The following is a 22286-nucleotide window of genomic DNA, read 5'->3' as shown; positions in this document are numbered from 1 at the left end:
CGCGATCATGCTGATCGCCTCACTCCATAGAGACAACGACGACCTCAGACGGAGAGTCCACTCTCGCAATGCAACTGGGATTGTCCCGATAGGCCGTAGAACTGATCAGGAGCTTGTGAGCGACGTAGTAAACGGCCGCGACGCCGGAACTGGCTGATTCACCCCTGTGATCCTCAATCGGAGCCAGATATGGATGCCGCATGTGCTCACTGGACCGCGCCCGCTGGTCTTGTTGACGTCGACGACTTCCATTTGTGCCTGGGGTTTCTGTCCTCGCCATTGCCCATGTTAACGCCAACCCAAAATGGTGCCATTTTGGGTTGGCGTTAACATCTCGAGGAGCCCTAAGCCTCAATGCCGTTCAGTTAAGCACTTGAATGGTTATTTCTGTCTCGTGATCGGGTTGTGGCCAGTGGGCGTGGTGGAAGCGTTTGGCGGGCCATTTCGGTACCTTGCGTTTGATGACGCGAGGGTTTGATCCTCGTCGGCGCGCGGGATTCAGCCTTCGGATGAGGGCGCGGATGGCATGACGCCAGACTGCTGTGGCGTGGTCAGGGTGCGGAGGGGGAAAAATCGCCCTGTGCCACTGAACGGCGGGCGATGCGGAGTGCGGCGATGAAGGAGACCCGGTCGGGGTCGCGGTGAGCGTGCTGGGCGGCCTCGACCATGAGGGTGCGGATCGCGTAGTGGCAGCACAGGTGGCCCCAGATTTCCTGCTTGACCAGGTCCGGGGATTTGGACCGCAGCACCATGCGCGGGCCGCGTTGGTGGGTTTTCAACTCGTCGAACACCGTCTCGATCTCCCATCGTTCGGAGTACACGGTCGCGAGTTCTTCGGCCGAGGCCTCGTCCGGATCCAAGATCGTGCTCAGCAGCCGGTAGGAGTCAGGATTGTCGCGTCCGTCGTCGATCGTGTAGTCCACGACGCGAACCGTCAACGGTGTCGTCGACTGCCGCCCCGTGCCGGAGGTCGGAATGATCGTTGCCAGCCAGGACCCGTCAGCGAGGGTCTCCTGGTGCCGGGGGCGGAGGTTCGTCTTGACCCGCCAGAGCAGATCAGCGCCCGTCGCTGCTGCCTGTGCCCACAACCGGAAGCCGTAGAAGCCGCGGTCAGCGAGGACCAGCATGCCCGGCTTGAAGCGGCCGGCCAGCTCCCGGGAGAGTTCAATTTCTGACATCGTGCACGGGCCCATCACCGCGTCCAGAACAGCATGCGTTCCGCACTCGGCCAGCGCCACCAGGCGTGCCTGCGGAAAAGCAGATTGCTCCCCACGGCTGACCGGTGGCCGGCCAAAGAACTCCGTATTCACCACGCTGTCGGCCAGATCCAGGATCGTTCCGTCGATGGACATTAGACGCCGCCCAGCCAGCCACGACCCCGGCGTGTCAGGCCCAGCCAGCGGCCGAGCTACGCGGGCAAACAAGTCCCGCACCGGTTCGAACCCCAGCCGCCTGCGCGCCTGAAAGATGGCCGACTTTGACGGCGGCGCAAACGTCTCGGACCAGCCAGTTGACCACGACAGCCCATCCGTCAGCTGAGCGAACACATCCTCGTAGGACGCTTCGGCATACAGGCCCATCCCGATGGAGAAATACGCCATCACCCGTGCCGGCAACGCCCGGTTACGCTGCTCCGTCCGCCCCGCGGCCTGGACCACCTCGTCGATGACATCAGCCGGGAACACACGGGTCAACAAGCCGACCGATACCAAATCCGACAACCGACGGTCCGAGACCGGCTTCACCCACCCTGTACGCGCCATAGCCACAACGTAACACGAGAATGCTTAACTGAACGGTATTGAGGCTAAGGCACGAGCTACGCGAACCGCGACGTGGAATCTCACGCCGGGGTCTCCGTGCTCGAGCTTGCGGAGCGTATGCCGGTTAATGTCGGCTTGGTCTGCAACCTGCGCGGCCGTGAGCCCCCGGATCTTCCGCCAGCCGGCGAAATCCTGACTGATCTCGCATGCGGATCTGAGGATCGTATTGGGGAGCTATCTGGCCGTCAACAACCTCCGGAACTAGCGACGACGACGATGACCGCCACAATAGCCATCTGTGGCGAGCGACATCGTCGCTAGTCAGACTGAGTCAGCCGCTGAACGAATCGTCGATGAGAGCCTGCGCAGCGCGGGCGACCTCCTCATGGTGGCCTTCACGGATCGCGTTTGCTGGGGTGTCGTTGTCCAGCCACGGGTTGGCGCCGACGAACCACATCCTGGCGACACGCTCACCCTCGTACTCCGCGATCTTCTGCCACTGCGCGTACGCAAAAGCGAGCCGGGTTATGATTCCGTTACCTGGCAGGAGGCTGTCTTCTTTGGCCCACTCGTGCGGAGCCTTGGGATCGTCCGAGCCAGCCAGCGCTGCGACGAGCGTGTCGCCCAGGGCGGCGTTCAGACGCCTTGTGACCTCCCGGATACTCGGCTCCGTCTCCACGTATTCAGGCTCTTCGAGAGCTTCATCCAGCTCGCGGAGCTTGGCAAAGCCTTCTATCTGGGCAGCGCGTTGAGCCTTCTCTGTGGCTTCGACCGGCGCCCAGGGAATATTCGCGCACTCTTCAGCCATTGACGCGTCGAAAGCAGCTACGTCCTGAGCGTCTTCGAGTAGCTCGCGCGTCTCGAGTGCGCGCCCGATCCCGGCCCAGTGGCGGATCTGCGCCGCCGCGCTGCGGCCGGCAGCCGCACCAGCTGCTTTCGCGGCTTCAAAGAGGTCGGCGTCGACTCGCACCTGGATCATTGCGTCAGGCATTCGGACTCCTTCGCGCTGCTGTTGAAAGGTTGATGACACACATCGTACGAGGCGTGTCAGACCCCGTCGGCTCAGTTCGACCGAGGACAAATACAAGTGGCACATCGAGATCCGTCGAGTCCTCCAAGCGGGCTGTGAGGCTGATACCTCCATAAGACACATGATTCCCCAATGAATCAGGTGTCCAGGAATCTCTCGGGTGAAGGCCCGCTGCGGCATCACGTACCAGACGCGAGATTCCCTCGTTGGCTACTGCGTTCTCGAAGCTGACTGTCACGCCATTGCGGCCCGGATGCGTCGGCGAAGATTATTCGGCTCGGCCAGCGCCTCTGACGCAGCCCACACGCGGTTCTTTTTGCGCCCGGTGATTTCCTGGATGTACCCCGCTCGGGTGAGCTGGTCGATGGCCCGTTATGCCTGGGAAGCAACGGAGCCGGACCGTGCCTCGATCTCGGCTGCACTCATCACTGCGTGGTCATAGAACGCCTGAATCAGTGCGGCGGCGGCAGATCCGGAGATACTGTCAAATCCGGGCATGGACGAGCTTTTTCGAGCGTTACGCGGCGGCTGATAACTTTATCAACGCGGGCGGCGGATGATAACTTTATCAGACACTCGGGTTTGTGCGAGGTACGCCCGGGAGAGTGATCATTATCAGACACAAGGCGCAGCGCTTACTCCGCGATTCTGATGAAGTGCAGGCTGCTGCTCTATTCCGGAGACCTGCTTTTCGTCGAAGGCGAACAGCTCAGCGATTATCGAAAAACGAAAGGACCCGCGGAAACGGGCCCTTTCCGATATTCCCTCTACTGCTCCGAAGCGGAATCAGGATTTGTCTGACGAAATACTCGGTGCCGGGCCGACTCGATGCCGCATGCTCTCTTCGATCAACTCCACGGTCGCGTCACGGAGTGCGACTAGATCGCGTAGCTTGGCTGCATCGTCCGCGAGCCCGGGCGCCCCGAGCCACCAGTGAAAAGCCTCCGCATGGCTCCGGACGTTGCTCGCGGCACTCACAGCGCGTCTTCTTCCACACCGGCGCGGCAGCCGATCCTTACTGGTGCATTCTCTGGAAGTTGCTCGGCCCGCATGGGACGGCAATGCGGTGTCTGGGTCGGTGCAGTCATGGGTGAGTTCCTTTCGTCAAGGTGAAGCGTTGTCACGCTCACTCCCGGGGCGCCCGTGGCGGCCGCTACGAGCCGGGACCTAATGGTTGGAGACTCCGCCCCGCATCACGTCGGCTCGACCAGTGGCGGTTGTCTCCCGCGGAAGGGCAGACGCAGGTACGGCGGCGCCCAAGGAAGGCCAATAAGCTTGAAATATCTGATGTCGGCGGTAGTCGCAAGAATGTAGTTACGTAAAAAAGGAATCACCTGTGAAGCTCAACCTCAAGGCCGTCGAAGAACGCGTCGCCCCGATGGGCGGTCGGGAGTCTTACGATCGCGAGTTCATTTTCGAATTGCTCCTTGCTTACGGGCGTTCGCAGAGCAATGTCACTCGACTCCGAAACGGTTCACTCAACGTCGCTGAAGACAAGACTCAGGACGTGGCGCAGAAGAACGTCGTCTACTTCCGTGAGACCACAGGCGACCCGCTCACTGTCATCGACAGCCTGCGAACTTCACCTACCGTGGTCCGGCACAACACTCGGTTCGTGATCGTCACGGATTACACTGAGCTGCTTGCCGTGGACACCAAGACCGGTGAGAACCTGATGATCCCGATCCGGGACATTGGTAAGCACTTCACGTTCTTTCTCCCCTGGGCCGGCATGGAAAAGGCCCAGTACGTCGCCGAAGCTCACGCCGACGTAAAGGCTGCCGAGCGAATGGGCAGACTCTTTGACGAACTTCTCCTGGTCAATCCCGAGCTGTTGGATCTGCCGCACGGCCGTCACGCCCTCAACGTCTTCTTCATTCGGCTCCTGTTCTGTTTCTTTGCCGAAGATACCCGAATCTTCAATGAAAGCCAGTTCACGAACGCCGTGGGCTCACACACGCAGCCCGATGGTTCAGATATGGCCGAATTCCTGACCGAACTATTTACGGCGCTCGACACCGAGCGGGTAAGCGACAAGCCAGCTCACCTTGCTGGCTTTCCCTATGTCAATGGTCGGCTCTTCGCCATTGACAGCGAACACATCGTGCCGGCGTTCACGAAGAGGGCACGAGACCTGCTAATCGAATCTGGCTCACTGATCTGGCGTGAGATCAATCCCGACATCTTTGGGTCGATGTTCCAGGCAATCGTGACTCCAGGCAAGCGCTCCGACCTTGGCCAGCACTACACGTCCGTGCCTAACATCCTCAAGACCATCGAGCCGCTCTTTCTCGACGCGCTGAAGGGCGAGTTCGACACGGCGTACAACTCGAAGAAAAAGCTCGCGGCGCTGTTAGAGCGCATCAGCTTGATCAAGATCTTCGATCCAGCTTGCGGGTCAGGCAACTTTCTGGTCATCGCCTATAAAGAACTGCGGCGCCTGGAGCACGCGATTTTGGAGCGATATGCCAGTATCGACGTCGACCACCAGATCATTTATGCCGAGTCCAAGATCAACGTCGAGAGCTTCTACGGAATCGAGATCGATGACTTCGCCGTTGAGGTGGCGATTCTTGCGCTGTGGATTGCCAAGCACCAAATGAACGAAGAATTCAGAGAGAAGTTCAACCTCGCAATCCCGCTTATTCCACTCAAAGAGACAGGGCAAATTCACCTTGGCAACGCCACCCGTATGGACTGGCGGCAAATCTGCCCTAACAGTGGGAAAGATGAGATCTACCTCATCGGCAATCCGCCCTATAAAGGTGGTAAATCTCAGGGTGTAACAATGAAAAGTGATTACCCGTTTGTCTTTGGAAATCGCCCATATTCCAAGGATCTTGACTACATAGCTCTTTGGTTCGTCAAAGGCGCCGACTACATTGAGAGCACAAAAGCAGAGCTAGCTTTCGTGACAACCAATTCGGTCTCGCAAGGGGAGCACGTTGGCCTTATGTTTCCGCCGATTTTCGCCCAAGGTTTGGAAATCGGATATGCCTACACGTCTTTCAAATGGGAGAACAACGCAAAGCGTAATGCGGGAGTTACAGTGGCGGTCATCAACCTGCGCGCCGCAAGGCGGGGGACCAAATACATCTACACTGACGGGCTGCAAATCGAAGTTTCGAACATAAATGGCTATCTCGCAGATGCTGCGAATATTTCGATGACCCGTCGGATGAAGCCACTATCACCTCTCCCCACCATGGCGCTAGGCTCCGTGCCGAAGGATGACGGATCTCTCGTACTGGAGCCAAACGAGTTGTCTGAACTTGTGGAATCCGCTCCAGAAGCTTCGAAATATATCAAACGCTTTATGGGTTCAGTTGAGTTGATACATGATCGGTATCGATTCTGTATATGGGTAACCAAGGCGGAGGCTGCCCAAGCCGAGTTAGATCCGCTGCTGAAACGCCGATTTGATCACGTCCGCGCCTTCCGATCGGAAAGCACCTCGAAGAACACAAGTTCCCTAGCGAGTTCCCCTTTTAGATTCTGGCACGTCGCCTTCCGAGAGACCGAATCTGTTATTGTTCCTCGCGTATCGTCGGAGCGGCGAGAGTACATCCCAATCGGATATCTCGGAACGGACACGGTAGTGTCCGATGCCGCCTACGCGGTTTACAACGCTGAACCATGGGTGTTCGCTTTGTTGACATCGCGGACACACATGGCCTGGACGCGAGCTGTAGGGGGAAAGATGAAGACGGATTTCCGCTACTCAAACACGATTGTGTACAACAACTTCCCGATGCCGCCGCTCTCGGAAGCGGTGAAGCAACGGCTCGCGGCAGCTGCGCTGCGGGTGTTAGACGTCCGGGAGTATCACTGCGAACAGACCCTCGCCGAACTCTACGACCCAGACCTAATGCCTGCAGACCTGCGCTCTGCCCACGCCGACGTTGACGCACTCGTTGACTCGGTCTACTCCAAGAGCGAGTACGAGACAGACGAGCAGCGGCTGTCTGACCTCTTTAGCATGTATGAAAAAATGACCGCGGACGAAGCAACAAACGGGGGCAAGAGAAAGTGAATACGCAACTCAACGTTGTTGACGTGACCTATGCCCGCACGGGCGCATCAGTAAACACCGACGCGATGGGGATGCGAGAGATGCAGCAGCGCGTCTTCGCCAAGCGTGACGCTCAACACCTCCTCATCAAAGCGCCGCCTGCCTCGGGAAAGTCGCGCGCGCTCATGTTCGTTGCCCTCGACAAGCTCTACAACCAGGGCCGCAAGAAGGTCATTGTCGCCGTCCCCGAACGCTCGATCGGCGCATCTTTCTCTGCGACGAATCTGACCGATCAGGGATTTTTCGCGGACTGGGAGATCAAGCCCGAGCACAAGCTCTGCACACCGGGTTCCTCGGTGGGCAAGGTCGCAGCCTTCATCAAGTTTCTTGAGGGCCCAGACGCGACGCTTGTCTGCACTCACGCCACTTTACGGTTCGCTTTCGAGAGAATCGCGCCCGACGCCTTCAACGGGACGGTGCTCGCAATCGACGAGTTTCACCACGTCTCCGCCGACATAGAAGTCAACCGACTTGGAGCGCTGCTGCGTGACGTGATGAACGGCTCCGACGTGCACATCGTCGCGATGACCGGTTCGTATTTCCGCGGTGACTCCGTACCCGTCCTGACTGCGGACGATGAAGCCCAGTTCACCCCGGTCACCTTCAACTACTACGACCAGCTCAACGGCTACGAGCACCTAAAATCCCTGGGCATCGGCCATCACTTCTACCAAGGTCGTTACACCGATGCCATCGGTGAAATCCTTAATCTCGACAAGAAGACGATCCTCCACATCCCGAACGTGAACTCGGGTGAGTCCACGAAGGACAAAATCGAGGAAGTCGGGTTCATCATCGATTCGATGGGTGAGTACATCGACACCGAGGACAGCGGCATTATTCGCATTCGACGCAAGGACACCGGTCAGATTCTGCGGGTCGCTGACCTGGTCAATGACGCGGACCAAAAGAAGCGCGCTGAGACCCAGCACTACCTCTCGACGGTCGCTTCAAAGGAACGTGACGGAGTCGACATCATCATCGCGCTCGGCATGGCCAAGGAAGGATTCGACTGGCCCTTCGCTGAGCACGCCTTGACCGTCGGGTACCGGGCCTCTCTAACCGAAGTAATCCAGATCATTGGCCGGGTCACTCGGGACAGCCCGGGCAAGGAGCATGCTCAGTTTACCAACCTCATCGCCCAACCCGATGCTGCCACCGACGAGGTGAAGTACTCGGTCAACAACATACTCAAAGCGATTACAGCGTCGCTCCTGATGGAACAGGTGCTGGCCCCAAACTTTACGTTCAAGACCAAGACGGGCAACGACGACGCACCCAAACCCGGTGAGTTGCGGATCAAGGGTTTCAAGGAACCCTCGACCGACCGGGTGAAGCAGATCGTGAAGACTGACCTCAACGACCTCAAGGCCACCATCCTTCAGGACGACACCTTCGCGAAGGCCGCTGCGGGCAGCCTCGACCCCGAGGTGACTAACAAGGTTCTGATTCCGAAGATCATCCGCGAGCGGTACCCGGATCTCAGCGAAGCGCAGGTCGAGGAAGTACGTCAGCAGGTCGTCGTGGACTCTGTGATCAAGAACGGTGAAATTCGCGAGGTCGGTGACAAGCGGTTTATCAAGATGGCCGAGAAGTTCGTCAACATCGACGAAATTGACATTAACCTCATCGACTCGGTAAACCCGTTCCAGCGGGCCTTCGAGGTCATGAGCAAGTCGGTAACGCCGAGTGTGCTGCGCATCATCTCCGATGCCATCACCGCTACCCGGGTCGAGATCAGCGAAGAAGAAGCGTTCGCTCTGTTCCCCAAGATCCAGAACTGGGCCAAGGTCCACGGCCGCAAGCCCGACGTCCGCACCGACGACCCGACCGAGAAGCGGTATGCCGAAGCACTATTGTTCCTCCAGAAGAGGAAGCAGCGGCACCTCGCTGAGCAGCGGGCAACTCAGATGGTGAACGAATCATGACCACACCAGGAAACGATGAAGCCGGCGCCAGCCTCGCAGAGCCCCAGGTCGACATGCAGTGGCTGATCGACTCGGACGCCGAGGGGCTACTCGACCTGCCCGAGAAGCCAAAGAAGGTCACGTCCAGTGACCGCCTCGAGCGGGCGTTCCTAGAGATCGTGGAGTTCCGGCGTACCCAAAACCGGATTCCCAGCTCGACAACCCGGGAGATCGCCGAACGCAAGCTTGGCGCTCGGCTCGATGGCATCCTTGCCGACGAGGAGAAGACCACTGCGCTCAAGCACCTGGACGACTTCGGGCTCCTAGAAGCGTCGGAGGTTCCCGTGTCGATCGATGATCTGCTCGGCAGCGACGATTCGGACCTGCTCGGTGATGACTCCGGATTGTTGGATGTTTCGGACCTGCCGCAGCGCAGGGCACCGGAGGCCCCGGACTCGATCGAAAAACGGAAGAAGGCCGAAGGTTTCGAAGCGTTCGAATCGTTGTTCAAGGCCAAGCACATCGAGCTGGCCGACGGTACTTACCGGTTGATCCCGTTCCCTGGTATCCGCAGCATCGAAGCGGGTAACTTCTTCGTCCTCAATGGTGTGATGTTGTTCGTGGCAGAGGTCGGCGAGACGACTTTCACGGTGCTACGTGGCAAGCAGGAGCAAAAGCAGCGTCTCCGAGTGATCTTCGAGAACGGAACCGAGTCCTCGATGTACCGTCAGTCGCTGTCGATTCGGCTCCACGAGGCCGACGGGCAGGCTTTGGCTCGTGCCGGTCACGATCTCACCGAAGTAGGTGACGTCGACAAGGAAAGCGGTCACATCTACGTGCTTCGCTCGCTCAGTGACGACCCCCAGATCGCCGCGATGCAGGACCTGTACAAGATCGGATTCTCCCGGAGCAGTGTCGAGCAACGGATCGCGAACGCGGCCAACGCGCCGACTTATCTGATGGCGCAGGTCGACATCATCGCGGACTACCGCACTTACAACCTCAAGCCCTCCGCACTGGAGCACCTCCTGCACCGCGTGTTTTCAGAGGTACGCCTTGACATCACGCAGATCGACACGAAGGGCCGCAACTACGATCCGTCGGAGTGGTTCGTCGTACCGCTGAAGGTGATCAACCAGGCGATCAACATGATCATGTCCGGCGAGATCGTCGACTACGAATACAGGGCAACGGCGCAACAGCTCGTGGAGCGTGACTGATGGGCGTCGAGATGGGGCTGTGGCGCGCGGACGGGGGCAAGCTCACCCGTATCACCGCCACGGTCATCGGCCTCGAGGCGCAGCTGGAGTCTTACATTGAGTCAGACCCGTCGATGTTGGGTGAGACGCTTCTGATCGTCGGTCGACAGGTCACGACCGCCCATGGCGGTTACATCGACCTCCTCGCGATCGACGAAACCGCGGCAGTGCATGTGATCGAACTCAAGCGAGACAAGACTCCCCGCGACGTCACCGCACAGACTCTCGACTACGGTTCCTGGGTCGCAACGCTGGGCCGCGCCGAGATCATCAGCATCTTCGCCAACTACCGCCCCGGCATTGCGCTGGAGGAAGCCTTCGAGGAACAGTTCGGCGGCACGCTGCCGGACATGGTCAACGCAACCCAGGTCTTCACGATCGTTGCGGCATCCGTCGACTCCGCAACCGAACGCATCGTGCGGTTCCTCAACGAGGACTTCGGTATCCCGATCAACGTCGTCTTCTTCCGCCACTTCCACGACAACGGGGCTGCTTACCTCGCACGAACGTGGCTTGTCGAGCACGACGCACAGACGGCCGCAACTCCTGCGACCACAGGCAAGACGAAGTCTCGCGAGCCCTGGAACGGGCAAGACTGGTACGTCTCCTTTGGGGAATCGCCCGACGGCAGGCACTGGGCTGACGGCATGGCATACGGCTTCGTCTCCGGCGGTGGTGACAAGTGGTTCTCTCGGACGTTGAAGAACCTAACCCCTGGGTCGCGCGTCTTTGCCTGCATCCCCAAGGTCGGCTATGTCGGCGTCGGCACTGTCCTCGACGAAGCGAAGCGCTTTGACGAGACCACAGTCCTGCACGACGGCAGCGAGACTGCGTTGAACGGGCTTCCTTTGGAGGGCACGTACCGACGCGAGGGTGATGATGAGGATGATGACATCGCCGAATGGGCCGTGCCGGTTGAGTGGACGCACGCCATCCCCCGTGAGCAAGGCTTCTGGAAGCCCGGCATGTTCGCCAACCAGAACACGGCCGCGAAGATGCGCAATCAGTTCACCATCGACCAGGTCTCCGAGGCGTTCGGTCTCGACGACTGAATGGCCCGTCGCCGGCGTTCTGATCCGCAGCTCACTGTCGCCAGAGGATCAGTTCTGCCTCTCGGTGACCAGGACAAGCTAGGCGCGAGCTGAAGGTGCCTACGGTGAAACGCCTCGACGATCTCTATGACGCCCGCGGCGGTGAAGACGTCGGCGACGCCCGTGTGCTCGCTCCAGTCCTTCACCAAGTACTGCTCTGGAGCTCAGCGAGTCGATCGACGGGACCTCGTCGCCCCGGATAAGGGATCGACGTGCACGAGCGTGTGCTGCGCCGGGTCGAACACGACGTGGCCGGTCATCGTGAACTGAGGGTATGCAATGGTCGCGCCTGCCTTGATCATCTGCCCTGCAATCGTGGTTGCCCTCGCCGGGAAACGGGGTGTTGTCTGAGAGCGGGCATCCGGGCCGCCCCCGGCGGCCTGTGGGGGCCCCGGGAGCGTCTCAGTTGGCCGAAGGCGCTCGAGTCAACTCGTGAGAGCGTCGATGACAACCGGAAGGTATCGGTGCACCTGTTCCTGGTCGCTCTTCTTCTCCTGCTCTGACAGCTCCGCATACGGAGTGGCGATCTGGATCTCCCATCGCTCCACCAGGTCGGGGGGGATTATTAGAGAGCCATCGGCCCTTCGTTCGCACTGGTCGTGGACAAACTGCTGCCAATGGGCCCATCGCTGGTGCTCAATCTCTGCCAAGCGCTGGATCGTTTGTACACTCTCCAGGACTTCACTAATCTGGTCCTGAGACGGCATCAGACCAGGCCCTTCTTTACGAGGTTCCAGTAGTGCTGGCCGAGAACGGTGAGCTCACACGCTTTTGACTCCATCGCCGCGTGCCACATGTGAGGCGCGCTGACCGGACGAACCAAGTTCACCTTCACCAGAGTCTGCAAGACTGCGAAGTCGGCGTTCTTTGCCGGGTCCGATGGCGGAACCGAATCGTCCTCTTTTCCTGAACGTTCTGGCTCATAGCCAGGGTCAAGCTGAAGTTGCGTAGTGGGTTCGTCGAACAGGGTCGTGAGCTTCTGCAAGTCAGCCAGTTCGATCGGCGCGTCCGTCTCCCTGAGTGAAACGAACTTCTTCACATTCGTCTTGAAAACAGGACGCTGAGCCCAGTTGCCGAGTGACTGGTCTATGTGTGCGTACACGCTGCCCGGAGTGATGTCGCCCACAAGATTGGCGGCGGCACCGCTCAATGCATCCACGAGCAGGCTCGTGAACACGCCCGATCCAACGCCCGTCTCCATGGCGTACTGATCCGCCGTCGAGGCGGTGAGGATCGTGACGCCTTCCTTGATCTCAGAGACCTGCGTGGCGACCGGATTGCTCCCCACGACGCCGCCGTGGCAGCTGTCGAGGACTATCACCTTATTTTTTGCTGGCGAGCTGTTGGCAAATGCCATCACGTCTGCGAGCGAAAGGCCGTCGTGGCCCGCCTCGCAGTCGCTCGCGCATAAGAATCCGCCAGTGCCGTCGACGTAGCCATGCCCTGCAAAGTAGAACAGTGAGATGTCGGCGTCGTCCCTAAACAGCTCCTCGACCGCTTCCCGAAGCTGAGTTCGGGTAACAGTGGAATCGGGGCCTGTTCCTGTCATCAGCCTCGGCTGCGCGAAGTTGAGGGTTCCGTCGGCGTGGCGTTCGAGGACGCTCTTGACGCTGTACGCGTCGTTCACTGCGCCTCGAAGCGGAGAAATCTTGTCGTAGTAGTCGATCCCGACGATGAGTGCCTTGCGCATGTCGGCGCGACTCAGAGCGAGTCGATGAATGCGGCGACGTTGGCGTCGGTCCACGCAACAGTGCTCACTCCCGCGAGCGAGGTCCGGTCGTCCTTGTAGATCCAGATCCCGCGGACAGGCCTACCCTCTTCCTTCGCGCACTGGATCTCCCACGCCTGTCCCTCCGAGGTCAGTGAGTTCTTGCTGACGAGGGCGATTACGCCGTCTGAGCGACGGATGCGAGTCCGGACCTTGTCCTTCCAGCCGGACTCGTAGCGCTCCTTTACCGACATGTCGATGAACTCGAATGGAGCGCGAGGGTGGAGGGACTGACCCTTCAGGAAATCCCTCTGCCGTTCGTCCTCGATGGCAAACGCGACGAAAACGATCTTTTTGTCAGCCACAGCGTGACCTCCTTCTGTTTGTGAGTAGTGACCGCCTTTGGCCATAAATGAACTCCTTTCGAGGGTATAGGGCGCCACCGACATTCCCAGCTAGTCGATGCACGTCAGGCGCAGCTCGATGGATATCTCAGGGAAGACCCGGCCCGCACGAGTATCGCGTTGGTCGACGTGACGGCGGTCATCAAGCGCATCGCCGCATAGTCCGGAGATGCCCCGGCGCGGACGATCCCGAGAACACTAGATCCCCGGTTGCCCGTCGGCGCCTTCGTCATGTCCATGGTTCCGATCGAAGCGTCCATCAAGGTGTACCCGGTCGTACACGTCGAGACTCCCCCCAAAAAGATGTGACTGTTAGCGCTTCGTGGCGGCGTTCTGTGATCGCTACTTGGCACATGAAGTCGTGTGCCCACGTCGCTCCGGTGCAGGTGTCAGTGTCTTGTATCCCATGGGTTATGAGGCGTTTCGTGGGGGCAAGGAGAGGCTGACCTAAATGGTGAATTCGAGCGCGTGATGGTGCATTGTTGCGTTGAACGAACGCCCGGAACTCATTGCTTACAGTAAGCATATCCAGGGGACCATGGCCCTGAATCCAACGTGTGAAACAATTTACAGATGTCTGACACCGCGAACACCTCGAATGCGGGTGGAGCGGCGAATGAGCTTGGCAGCCTCCATCGCAATGGGTTCGCCGCCGTACTGGCCGCGCATGGCCTGTCCGGGACGCCGCTGGACGGAGTAGATGGTCGGGTTCCGACTGCAATAGCTCTCGAGACGGCGGACGCCGTGGACGACCTCGTCTGCACGATGGAGAACGGGGAGCGATGGTTCATCCAAGCGAAACGGTCTCTGAACAAAGCCTCGCTCCGAAGCACTCTGCGCCAGTGGGCCGCGCAGACGCTGGGAGCCGATGACACGCTTGTGCTGGCCTTGCGAACGGTCGGTGGTCAGGTCGCCGGAGCGATGCGCGTGCTGGATGGTCGTCGCCTCGGACGTTCGCCGGAACCGCCTGCGGGAGACCTCGCTCACTTCGAGGCATTCAAGGCCCGGGTCTTCGAGGAGTGCGGTGCCGGCACGGACGAGATCCTCTCGCACGCTCGAATCATGGCCTGGGAGGTCGAGGATGTCAGTGATACCCGCGCTGACTCCGCGATAGCCCGGATGGAACGGGTGATTTCGTCTGGTTCCGGTCCGGCGGCGTTTCGTTGCCTGCAGGCCTTCTTTCAGCGCCAGTCCGCAGTACGGACCCGCACTGGCACTCGCGACTGGATACAAGCGCTGATCGACAACGGCATGGATGTTGCGATCGATGGTCTCGGCACCGTCGCGGCGACCCAGGTACTTGAGGATCAGGCCTTGGCGGAGTATCGCGACATCATGGCGAGTCACAGGGACCGGCTGGATCTGGCGATGATCTCCCCGAGGGTTCCAGCGCTAAATGTCGACGATTTCATCGCTTCTGTCGACGTCGAGTATGACACCGGCGAGCTGCGTGCTGGTAATAATCCGCTTACGCACGTGCTGCGTCGAAACGGCCGTCTCATCCTTCGAGGCCTCCCCGGTGCGGGGAAATCCGAGGCCGTGCGACAAGTTGCGGCGTGGCTTGCCGCGCAACCGGGGGCACCTCTTCCGTTGCTGGTGCGGCTTCGGGATATCGCCACCGTCGTGACAAGCGTGGATGATGTGTCTCTCGACCTGCTGATCCGCACCGCAGCCTCTCACGGCGGGCGCGAACCATCTGCTCCGCTTATGCGCGCATTACAGTCGGAAATCCGAAGCGGCTACTGCGTCCTGCTGCTGGACGGGCTCGACGAAACTCACGCAAAGCGGGGCACCATCGCGGCCGGCATCGCGCAGGTTCTCTCTGGTCTCAGTACGGATGTCGGAGTGCTCCTTACCACCCGTGAAAGCGCGATGGATGCCGCGGCACACGTCGGACTGCCGGTGGTCGATCTCAAACCTCTTTCTAGCCGCAAAGCCCAGGTCGCCCTCATCGAGGCGTACGCGGCGGCAACGCTCCCCGAAGCCGATCGCGAAGAATGGTGCCGCGTCAAGCTAGAACTGATCAGTCCATACGCCGACTCCCACCGGGACATCTGGGAAGTACCACTCCTCGCAACGCTGGCGACACTGAGACTCCTCGACGGAAACTCGGCCGGGGACTCGGCCGGCGAGCTCCTGAAGAGTGTCATCGAAGACAGCATCAACCGGTGGGAGGTGCAACGCTTCGCGAACAATCTGGATGCACCCGACCCCGGATTCAGCCCGGGAATGTTCCTCGACGGTTTCGCGGTGATTGGCCGCGCCCTCAATGCGAATGCAACACTGTCGGTCTCGGATGCCCGACAACTGGTCGTAGCTGCGCTGTCCAACTGGGCGCTGTCGCATCGTTCTGCTGAGCGGATAGCGGAGTTTGTGGTCACCTTCTGGGACGAGACAGTGGGTGTCTTCGTCGACACCGGCCAGAACCTTCAACCACGATCGCGTGTCTTCGCGGAGTTGGGCGACGCGTACGCCGCAGTCCGGCTGGACTCGGTCATGGAACGGCAGGAGTGGCTGACGCAGTGCTTGGATAACCCTGAGCGTGCCAACGCGCTCGCGCTTGCCACGAGCGCAGATGTCGACATTGCCAGATGGTTGATCGCTGCCGCGGCCGAAGAAGTCGGCATCCGACGCGCACGTGCCGCGAGATGGATGGTCGAGTCCTTGCCTTCCTGGTCAAGTTTGACGGACGCAGACGTGGGTGACGTCATGTCCGCACTATCCGCCGCGGCAATGGATCGTATTCCGGTCATCGCGACCAGACCACATGACGGCATCCTCGCCACGCTCGCTAGGGCTGAGGAATCCAAGGACAGGGACGACGGGCTTGGCTGGCGATTCGCCGTCGAGCTCGCCAGCCTGCCAGTCCCGCTGCACCTGCGCCCGCACAAGGACGCGCTCCTGGATAAGTACGTCACCGATCCTGACCGTTCCGTGATCCTGCGCGCACTCTGCGACCTTGTGGTTGCTGCCGACTCTCCCATCGGTGTAGTCAACGAGCCCGTCGTTGACGCCATCGAACGAGCGCTGGCATACCCCTTGGCCGAATACCGAGACGTACCGCCCTCGCTCGACCGCTTCGGCACGCTCAACATCAGCACCAGCAATGGGTCACCACCAGCTGGTCTCGACCGCGTGGCGATGCAAGCCGCTCACTTTGCCACACACCTAACCGAGGCTGCCGTCGACCGCATCTGGGATATATCGATTCGCCTCCCAGCGGGAAAGTACAACGAAGTACGCAGAACGCTCACCGCTGCCGGATACGAGAGTCCACACGAGGCGGCTGGTGAGCTGTCGTGGCTCGCTCAGACACGGCGGGACGAGTTCGAATTGGGGTGGTTCTTGCCGTACTTGACCGGCGGAGAGGCGTCGACCTCGGAAATCGCTGCGATGGAGCGTTGGCGGATGTGCGCCCTGTCCGATCTGGTCGACTTCGCGAGTCTGGGCACGGCGGCCTATTGGGAACTGCGAGAAGCCAGCAAGACCCCCGCGAGTAGCGTAGAGGTTCTACTCAGGGCCGCGATCGGCAGCGCGCAACTTAGCCATGCCGCCGTGCGCGTCGAAGCCATAGATGTCAGGCGCGTAGGCGGTGCCGAGCACGACGACCTCGTCTCGTACCTCTTTACTCCACGCCTTCAGCCCGCAGCACGAGCAGACGGTGCAATCCCGGAAGGTAGCGCAAGAGACCTGATCGCGATCGTGGCCGGTCGGGGAAAATGGGCATCGGACCTCGCATGTGACGTGTTGATGAGGCAGTCATACCCATCGGTCTGTGACGCTGCACGCGAGGTATGCGCGGCCAACTGGCACAGCGAGCGAAACCTCGCTTTCGTACGACTACTCAATGCCCCCTCGGCCGCACACGAAGCCACTCTTTTGATGGCTGAAGGTGGCGGCGCACGTGCGGCAACCGGCCTCTACCTCGCGGCGGACGATACCGACGTCGACGAAGAACTGCTGCTCCTCGCTAGAGCCGACTCCGACGGCACTGTGCGTGATGCCGCTGGCGCGACATTGAAAGAGGTCTTGGCCGCCAGGCATTGGACCTGCATCTGGTGCTTCGAAGAGAATCCGATCTCCGCCTACGTCTGTGGTCGCTGCGAACACAGCTCAAGCAACTCCTTGGCCACGCACAAGAACATTCGCGAGTACGTGAAGCAAGCCGAAGCGCGCGGCGGGCACGATAGCTAGCGCGCAGCAGATAACTTGGCCTCTCCGGGAGACGGACGGAATGCTCGCCGCGCCAGCAGTGTGGTGAGTACACGAGGGCCCGGTGTCCGGGGCGGTAGATGGCGTCTGGAAATGCCTCCTGTGATCGCGGACGTGAACTGGCTACTGGGATCCACAAGTTGATCTGCTGGAGGGTGCCGCATTTCCCCGTCTGCTGAAGATTCGCGCGCAGGTGCCTCATACACATGAGCGGACGGGGCTCTTGATTGTCTCGTATCCCTAGCTTTCTTGGGGGCCAGAACTTAGACGTTTGTCTTTAGTTTCTTAGACGACCAGTTCTCCGAGCGGCCTGAGTTTTGTCAGTTAGGCCGCGGTTCCGAGGCGTGCGTCGATGATGTATCCGTTGACGATTCGGTCGATGGATTTCAAGGCCTGGCGTAATTCGATCGGGGCGGGCGGGGTATCCGCAGCGAGCAGGGGTCGTAAGAGACGGCGATGAACTTTGGTGTAAAACAGGGCGACGCGCAGACCGTCTGGCGTGAGGTTGTAGCTGTTGCTGTGTTCTCGGCGTTGGATGAGACCGTTGGTCCGCAGACGGTGGAGGTCGTAGCTCGTCTGGTGCGTTGTGTAGTCGGTGTCCAGGAGTTGGATTACTCGGGCACGGAGGCTCCGATGGGTGAATCCGAGGACGGTGAGGCTGACACAAAGTGCGCCAAACAGGGCCATGACCCGAGGGTCGCCGAATCTCATGGCTGGACCCCTTCTCCCGTCCGCAGTAAGCGAAGAGGACGCGACCCGCTCAAAGGCTGGGCTCGCAAGGACACAACCCTGCCCGACACGTTCAGTATCAAGCAATCGACTGTTGATGTCACGCGCTTTCGGTTGTAATTCCTCCAGATGCTCCAAACGCCGAAGGCAGTTCAGATCCTTGGGAGAATTGATGACGGTCTCGATACGGAGCGCTCGACCGTCCTTGAGGTATTGCTTGATACGAGAATGCTTGAAGAACACGTTCATGCTGACTTGCGTGTCGGTCGTGACAACTTTCGTGCTGCACGGAGCGTGATTAACGATGGGACGTCCGTGTCCGGAGCAGGGAGGGTAACCCTTGAATAGTAATTCCACGGTCTCCGGCCGGCCCAGATCAAGATTGTCAGTGACCAGGGATTCGAAGAAACCTCGGGCGTGGCGAGGCGCGTCGAAGACGATCGTGCGGGACGTCTCAATCTGCCGCATCGATAACTCCCACCAGTAACCAAATTCTCGGTCGTACTCCGTCAACGGCACGGGAAGAATATTCATCCACCGGTCGAAGAATTCTTGGATGACCGTGGAGGTGAGTCGGTCGCAGATAGCTTGCAACGCAGGCGCATCATCACAGGACGCGAACCCGTTCGACAGCGCGGTGAAGCTGATACCAGCCTGCATCGCCTGACGCTTGGCCCACTCGTGACCATTGACCCACACTTTGATCGGATACGGGAAGTAGGAGCAGATCTTGATGAAGGACCCACCAAAATCTCTATCCCACAGGTAAAAGTAGTAACACGTCACCCTCCGATCAGCCTTCGTGAATGAGTACCACGGGAAGCCGTGCGAGCCGCCCTTGTCATAGGCGGCGAACACGTTCTGGTACTCCTGCGCCACCCCAATAGCGACAACACCCGAGGTGCCCGTTCTCTCCTGCGCGGTCAGGTAGCGGCGCATAACGTCAATCTTTCGATCGTCTCTCTTGAACTGCACAACAGGAATATTGTTCTGCTCCGCATATTCTCGGACGGACTGACGAAACGAGGTTCCGATCTTCTCTAAGATCGCCGGCGACGGAATATTCTTCCCTAAGTGATCTTTCATGAACCGGATCACTTGCCCGCCGACCTGGAGAATTGGAACGTAACCGTTCAAATAGATGCGATCAAGACACTCAATATCCAGTGCCACATGCCCCTCGAGGACCTCGTTGATATTGACCATCGAACCCACCGCCTCACGATAAGAACGCGCTAGACAAGTAACTCTCCTCCACGTCAGAACCGCACGCCACCCCAGATACGGCACCACCTCGCTCGGCGGCCAGAGGAGCAACCTCATTGGGAGCGTGAGTCAGTAACGCCTATTCAGGCTTGAGGCGGTCAAAGACGGGTCGAGGGCTCGGCGTGGTGTGGGGCCGGCCATCAAGACCTCTGACGCGGGAATTGTCGGTGTGCCGATCGAGATGTGCATATCCAGGATCGTTTGGCTGCGGCTTCGAGTAGTGCTCGTTCGATCGCCACGGCCACGCAGCTGCCGACTGGCCCCGCCTGGAGGCCTGCGGCCGAGATACCCGAGCCGATAATGCGCACTATTGATTCTGCGGTCCCGCTCGAACCCGTCGCGACGTGTAATCGCAGGAGCCGAACGATTACAAGTCGGTGAAATCTACCTCACGATGTGGCGAGCATCAGCGCACACGAATCATCCCGGACGCGAAGCAGACCGAGATGTCGGAGGTGCGTGAGAATATCTATTCATGAATGAACGTACTCACACGATTCGTCACGACTGCAGCGACACGGCGTCGTCATGACGCCGCAGTGTGAGGTCATTCGGGAGTCAATCAGCGAAGTGCGGGGCCGTTTCACTTTTGCTGGTGTCGACCGTGACGTCCAGTCGCAGGCCGACGATACCTCGCAAGACGTTGAGGTTCATATCGCGTTCGATATTCGTGGGCGTGGCACTGTGACGTGCTCCGTCGATTGTGAGATCTGAGGACAATGACGACCCGGTTATATCTGGATGTTGACGGCACGGTCAGCCCGATTGGGACCAGTCCTCCGGAGGACAGCGGTTGGGCTGTGTGGGGGAAGGGTCGGGCCTTTGGATTCGACGTGATTTGGGCGACAGGTCTCATTACGGAGCTGAATTCAATCACTGCTCGCCACGACGTACAGCCGGTATGGCTCACCTCTTGGGAGACCTACGCAGCATCCGACCTAGCCCCGGTGACAGGATTGAACGCGGGAGATTGGCCCGTCCTCATGGTTCGAGGGAGGAACCCGGACCACGGGTCGGTGAAATTGGAAGCGCTTCTCGAAGATGTTGAGGAGCAGAATCGTGCGGGTAATCACGTTGATCGGATTGTCTGGCTGGACGACATGAACGATAACGATGACGAATGGGAAGAGGACTATGAACCGAGGCCCGATCTGACGGTACTTCTCGGTATCCCCGTCCTCCGGCTGAGGCCCCTCCTGAAAATCGGTCTGACACCCGATCACATGGCGCAGGTGCGCGATTTCATCAATTGAACTCAAGTTCGCTGATCAAAAGGTAGCGCGTCGGGGCCAGCGAGATCTGTCGCGCCGATTTCTGAATCCTGGCTTCTGTGGGCTCCACCTTTGTTGCGGGTGCGCGCCCACGTCGGCCGGTCGTCTATCTCCGTCCGGAACCGGATGCGCTCCTTCCGAGAAACGGCGAGCTCACCGAGCAGAGCGCCGAGGACATCGTCAGGCGCATCGATCGTGCGCTGAAGCGCCGACCAGCGGATCTCGGGATCGGCGTCAGCGAGGAGCCTGGCCCGCACTGACGAGTCCGCGACTGGCAAGTCCAGAGCGACCACCTGTCTCACCCACGCCGGGCGGTCGGTGCGTATGAGGTCCTTCTTCACGATGTCGGGGAGGCCCGCCATCAGCCAGTCGGGAGCGTCGGTAGACCGCCCCAGTATCCAATGCCCAGTACTGACTGGCCATCGGGAGAGGGATGCGCAAGCCGAGGCCCCTTGGGAAGCCGCCCCTCGATAGAGCTAGGAACTCCATAAACCATCGCGTTTCGAGCGCTAGGTCATCGCGGTCCTGCGCGACCCGCACGACGGCGCGCCTCGAGGCGCGGGGCGGAGCGACCTCATCGCCGGTCACCGACTCGATGGCAAGCTGCGTCTCTGAGGAACATCCGTCTTCAGGAGTCTCCCCCAACGCCATTAGTTGAGCTTTCGGCGTGCGGAGGTTAGCGGCGGCCGCCCGTCGGACGACGATGCTGTTGTCTTTAGAAAGCGCCGCGAGCACGTCCATCGGTGCGCTTTCATTCCCCGCGACGCCTTTGCGGACTGAGGCGTACCTGTCCCGAGCGAGTTCCCGCATCGTCTCCTCGGGGACCATGGCATTCCGCCCGATGCGGAAGCGGATGCCCGCGTCCATGTTCCGAGCCAAGTCGATGAGCATGTGGCGCGGTGTGTTCCGGTTGTCCGCGAGCATCTCGTCCTTGCGGTGCTGGGTGACCGGGACGTGGATCCCGATCTGCTGACCGTCTGCAGCTTTCACAAACCCCAGCCGCAGCGCGGGCAGTAGATCCTCAGGGTCTCCGCCGAGCAACGTTCTGAGCGCCCACGTCCTCGTGAGGCCCTGCCTCGGGAGCCACACGCCCACGGTCCGGATGCGTAGGGAGTCGTCCAGGTCAAGCATGACGTAGCCGAGTAGCTGCCGTAGGAAGTCGCGCAGCTTCGGAACAGTGAGCTCCGCGTACGCCTTGCTGTCGATGAGGACGTCCCCGACGAGCCAGTCAGCATCCGCGCCGCCGACGAGCATCGAACCAGCGAATTCGGGGTTCAGCTCGAACCGTTCACCGTTGGCGATCTGCTCGCGCCATAGGTCGATCTGGGCGCTGTTGGACTCCATCATTGAGCGGAGGTCTTCCAGAGAGAGCGTGTCGAGGCCGTTGGCGAAGTCCTGGCCCCCGGAGGCATGATCGCAGGCCTTTCCGACAGACCCTTTCAGCACTTTGATCATGTCGCGGTGAATCTGCTCGCAGTGGGCGAGCAAGAGGGCCGCACGGTCGAGGTCGGCTTCGCTGGAGGGGCTCTCGAGGATCTGCACGGCCACGTCGAACGCCTCAGAGAGTATCTTCG

Annotated in this window: 14 protein-coding genes; 6 read left to right on the top strand and 8 right to left on the bottom strand. The window is 60.0% G+C overall.

Translation table 11 applies throughout. The annotated features are described in order from the left end of the window. Positions 1-551 precede the first annotated feature (551 nt). The 3 genes from QMG61_RS05150 to QMG61_RS05140 form a co-directional block, all read right to left on the bottom strand. Positions 552-1763 carry an IS4 family transposase gene (locus tag QMG61_RS05150; RefSeq protein ID WP_283493263.1) on the bottom strand — a complete coding sequence of 404 codons (1212 nt, stop codon included), beginning with the start codon at positions 1761-1763 and terminating at the stop codon, positions 552-554. 24 nt (positions 1764-1787) lie between these two features. Next, entirely contained in the window at positions 1788-1934 is a 147-nt protein-coding gene (locus QMG61_RS05145) for a helix-turn-helix domain-containing protein (RefSeq protein ID WP_283493353.1), read from the bottom strand. Between the two features lie 160 nt (positions 1935-2094). Next, positions 2095-2754, bottom strand: a complete 660-nt coding sequence (locus tag QMG61_RS05140) for a TA system antitoxin ParD family protein (RefSeq protein WP_283493262.1) — start codon at positions 2752-2754, stop codon at positions 2095-2097. A gap of 1375 nt (positions 2755-4129) precedes the next feature. Here QMG61_RS05140 and QMG61_RS05135 point away from each other — a divergent pair. From QMG61_RS05135 to QMG61_RS05120, 4 genes are read left to right on the top strand one after another with little or no spacing between them, the layout of a single operon-like run. After that, on the top strand, positions 4130-6826 hold the full coding sequence (locus QMG61_RS05135) for a DNA methyltransferase (RefSeq protein WP_283493261.1): 2697 nt from the start codon (positions 4130-4132) through the stop codon (positions 6824-6826). Then, positions 6823-8793: a DEAD/DEAH box helicase gene (locus QMG61_RS05130; protein WP_283493260.1), complete on the top strand. Its 1971-nt coding sequence runs from the start codon at positions 6823-6825 to the stop codon at positions 8791-8793. Before QMG61_RS05135 ends, QMG61_RS05130 begins: the two co-directional genes overlap by 4 nt. 53 nt (positions 8794-8846) lie before the next feature. Next, positions 8847-9992 carry a GIY-YIG nuclease family protein gene (locus QMG61_RS05125; protein ID WP_283493259.1) on the top strand — a complete coding sequence of 382 codons (1146 nt, stop codon included), beginning with the start codon at positions 8847-8849 and terminating at the stop codon, positions 9990-9992. Continuing rightward, entirely contained in the window at positions 9992-11083 is a 1092-nt protein-coding gene (locus tag QMG61_RS05120) for a DUF8606 domain-containing protein (protein ID WP_283493258.1), read from the top strand. The genes QMG61_RS05125 and QMG61_RS05120 overlap by 1 nt, the downstream gene beginning before the upstream one ends. Before the next feature lie 464 nt (positions 11084-11547). Here the strand turns inward: QMG61_RS05120 and QMG61_RS05115 are convergent, their stop codons facing one another. From QMG61_RS05115 to QMG61_RS05105, 3 genes are all read right to left on the bottom strand, one after another. Continuing rightward, complete coding sequence (locus tag QMG61_RS05115) at positions 11548-11670, bottom strand: hypothetical protein (protein ID WP_283493257.1); 123 nt, start codon at positions 11668-11670, stop codon at positions 11548-11550. A gap of 158 nt (positions 11671-11828) precedes the next feature. After that, entirely contained in the window at positions 11829-12812 is a 984-nt protein-coding gene (locus QMG61_RS05110) for a caspase family protein (RefSeq protein ID WP_283493256.1), read from the bottom strand. A gap of 11 nt (positions 12813-12823) precedes the next feature. Then, positions 12824-13195, bottom strand: a complete 372-nt coding sequence (locus QMG61_RS05105) for a TIR domain-containing protein (RefSeq protein WP_283493255.1) — start codon at positions 13193-13195, stop codon at positions 12824-12826. 612 nt (positions 13196-13807) lie between these two features. On the opposite strand from QMG61_RS05105, the gene QMG61_RS05100 reads away from it, so the two are divergent. Further along, positions 13808-17428: an NACHT domain-containing protein gene (locus tag QMG61_RS05100; protein ID WP_283493254.1), complete on the top strand. Its 3621-nt coding sequence runs from the start codon at positions 13808-13810 to the stop codon at positions 17426-17428. A gap of 342 nt (positions 17429-17770) precedes the next feature. Here the strand turns inward: QMG61_RS05100 and QMG61_RS05095 are convergent, their stop codons facing one another. Then, positions 17771-19381 carry a hypothetical protein gene (locus QMG61_RS05095; RefSeq protein ID WP_283493253.1) on the bottom strand — a complete coding sequence of 537 codons (1611 nt, stop codon included), beginning with the start codon at positions 19379-19381 and terminating at the stop codon, positions 17771-17773. A 1076-nt stretch (positions 19382-20457) separates the two neighbouring features. Here QMG61_RS05095 and QMG61_RS05090 point away from each other — a divergent pair. Further along, positions 20458-20694 (top strand): hypothetical protein, encoded by a 237-nt coding sequence (locus QMG61_RS05090; protein ID WP_283493252.1) that lies wholly within the window; start codon positions 20458-20460, stop codon positions 20692-20694. A 252-nt stretch (positions 20695-20946) separates the two neighbouring features. Here QMG61_RS05090 and QMG61_RS05085 read toward each other — a convergent pair whose 3' ends face one another. After that, positions 20947-22260, bottom strand: coding sequence for a hypothetical protein (locus QMG61_RS05085; protein WP_283493251.1), 1314 nt, complete (start codon positions 22258-22260; stop codon positions 20947-20949). Positions 22261-22286: the final 26 nt, after the last annotated feature.

Origin of the sequence: Cryobacterium sp. PH31-AA6, from assembly GCF_030063195.1 — a bacterium.
In the GTDB taxonomy this organism is placed as follows: Bacteria; Actinomycetota; Actinomycetes; order Actinomycetales; family Microbacteriaceae; genus Cryobacterium.
Note: the sequence above shows the minus strand (reverse complement) of the source record. Positions and strands in the feature narration are given on the sequence as shown.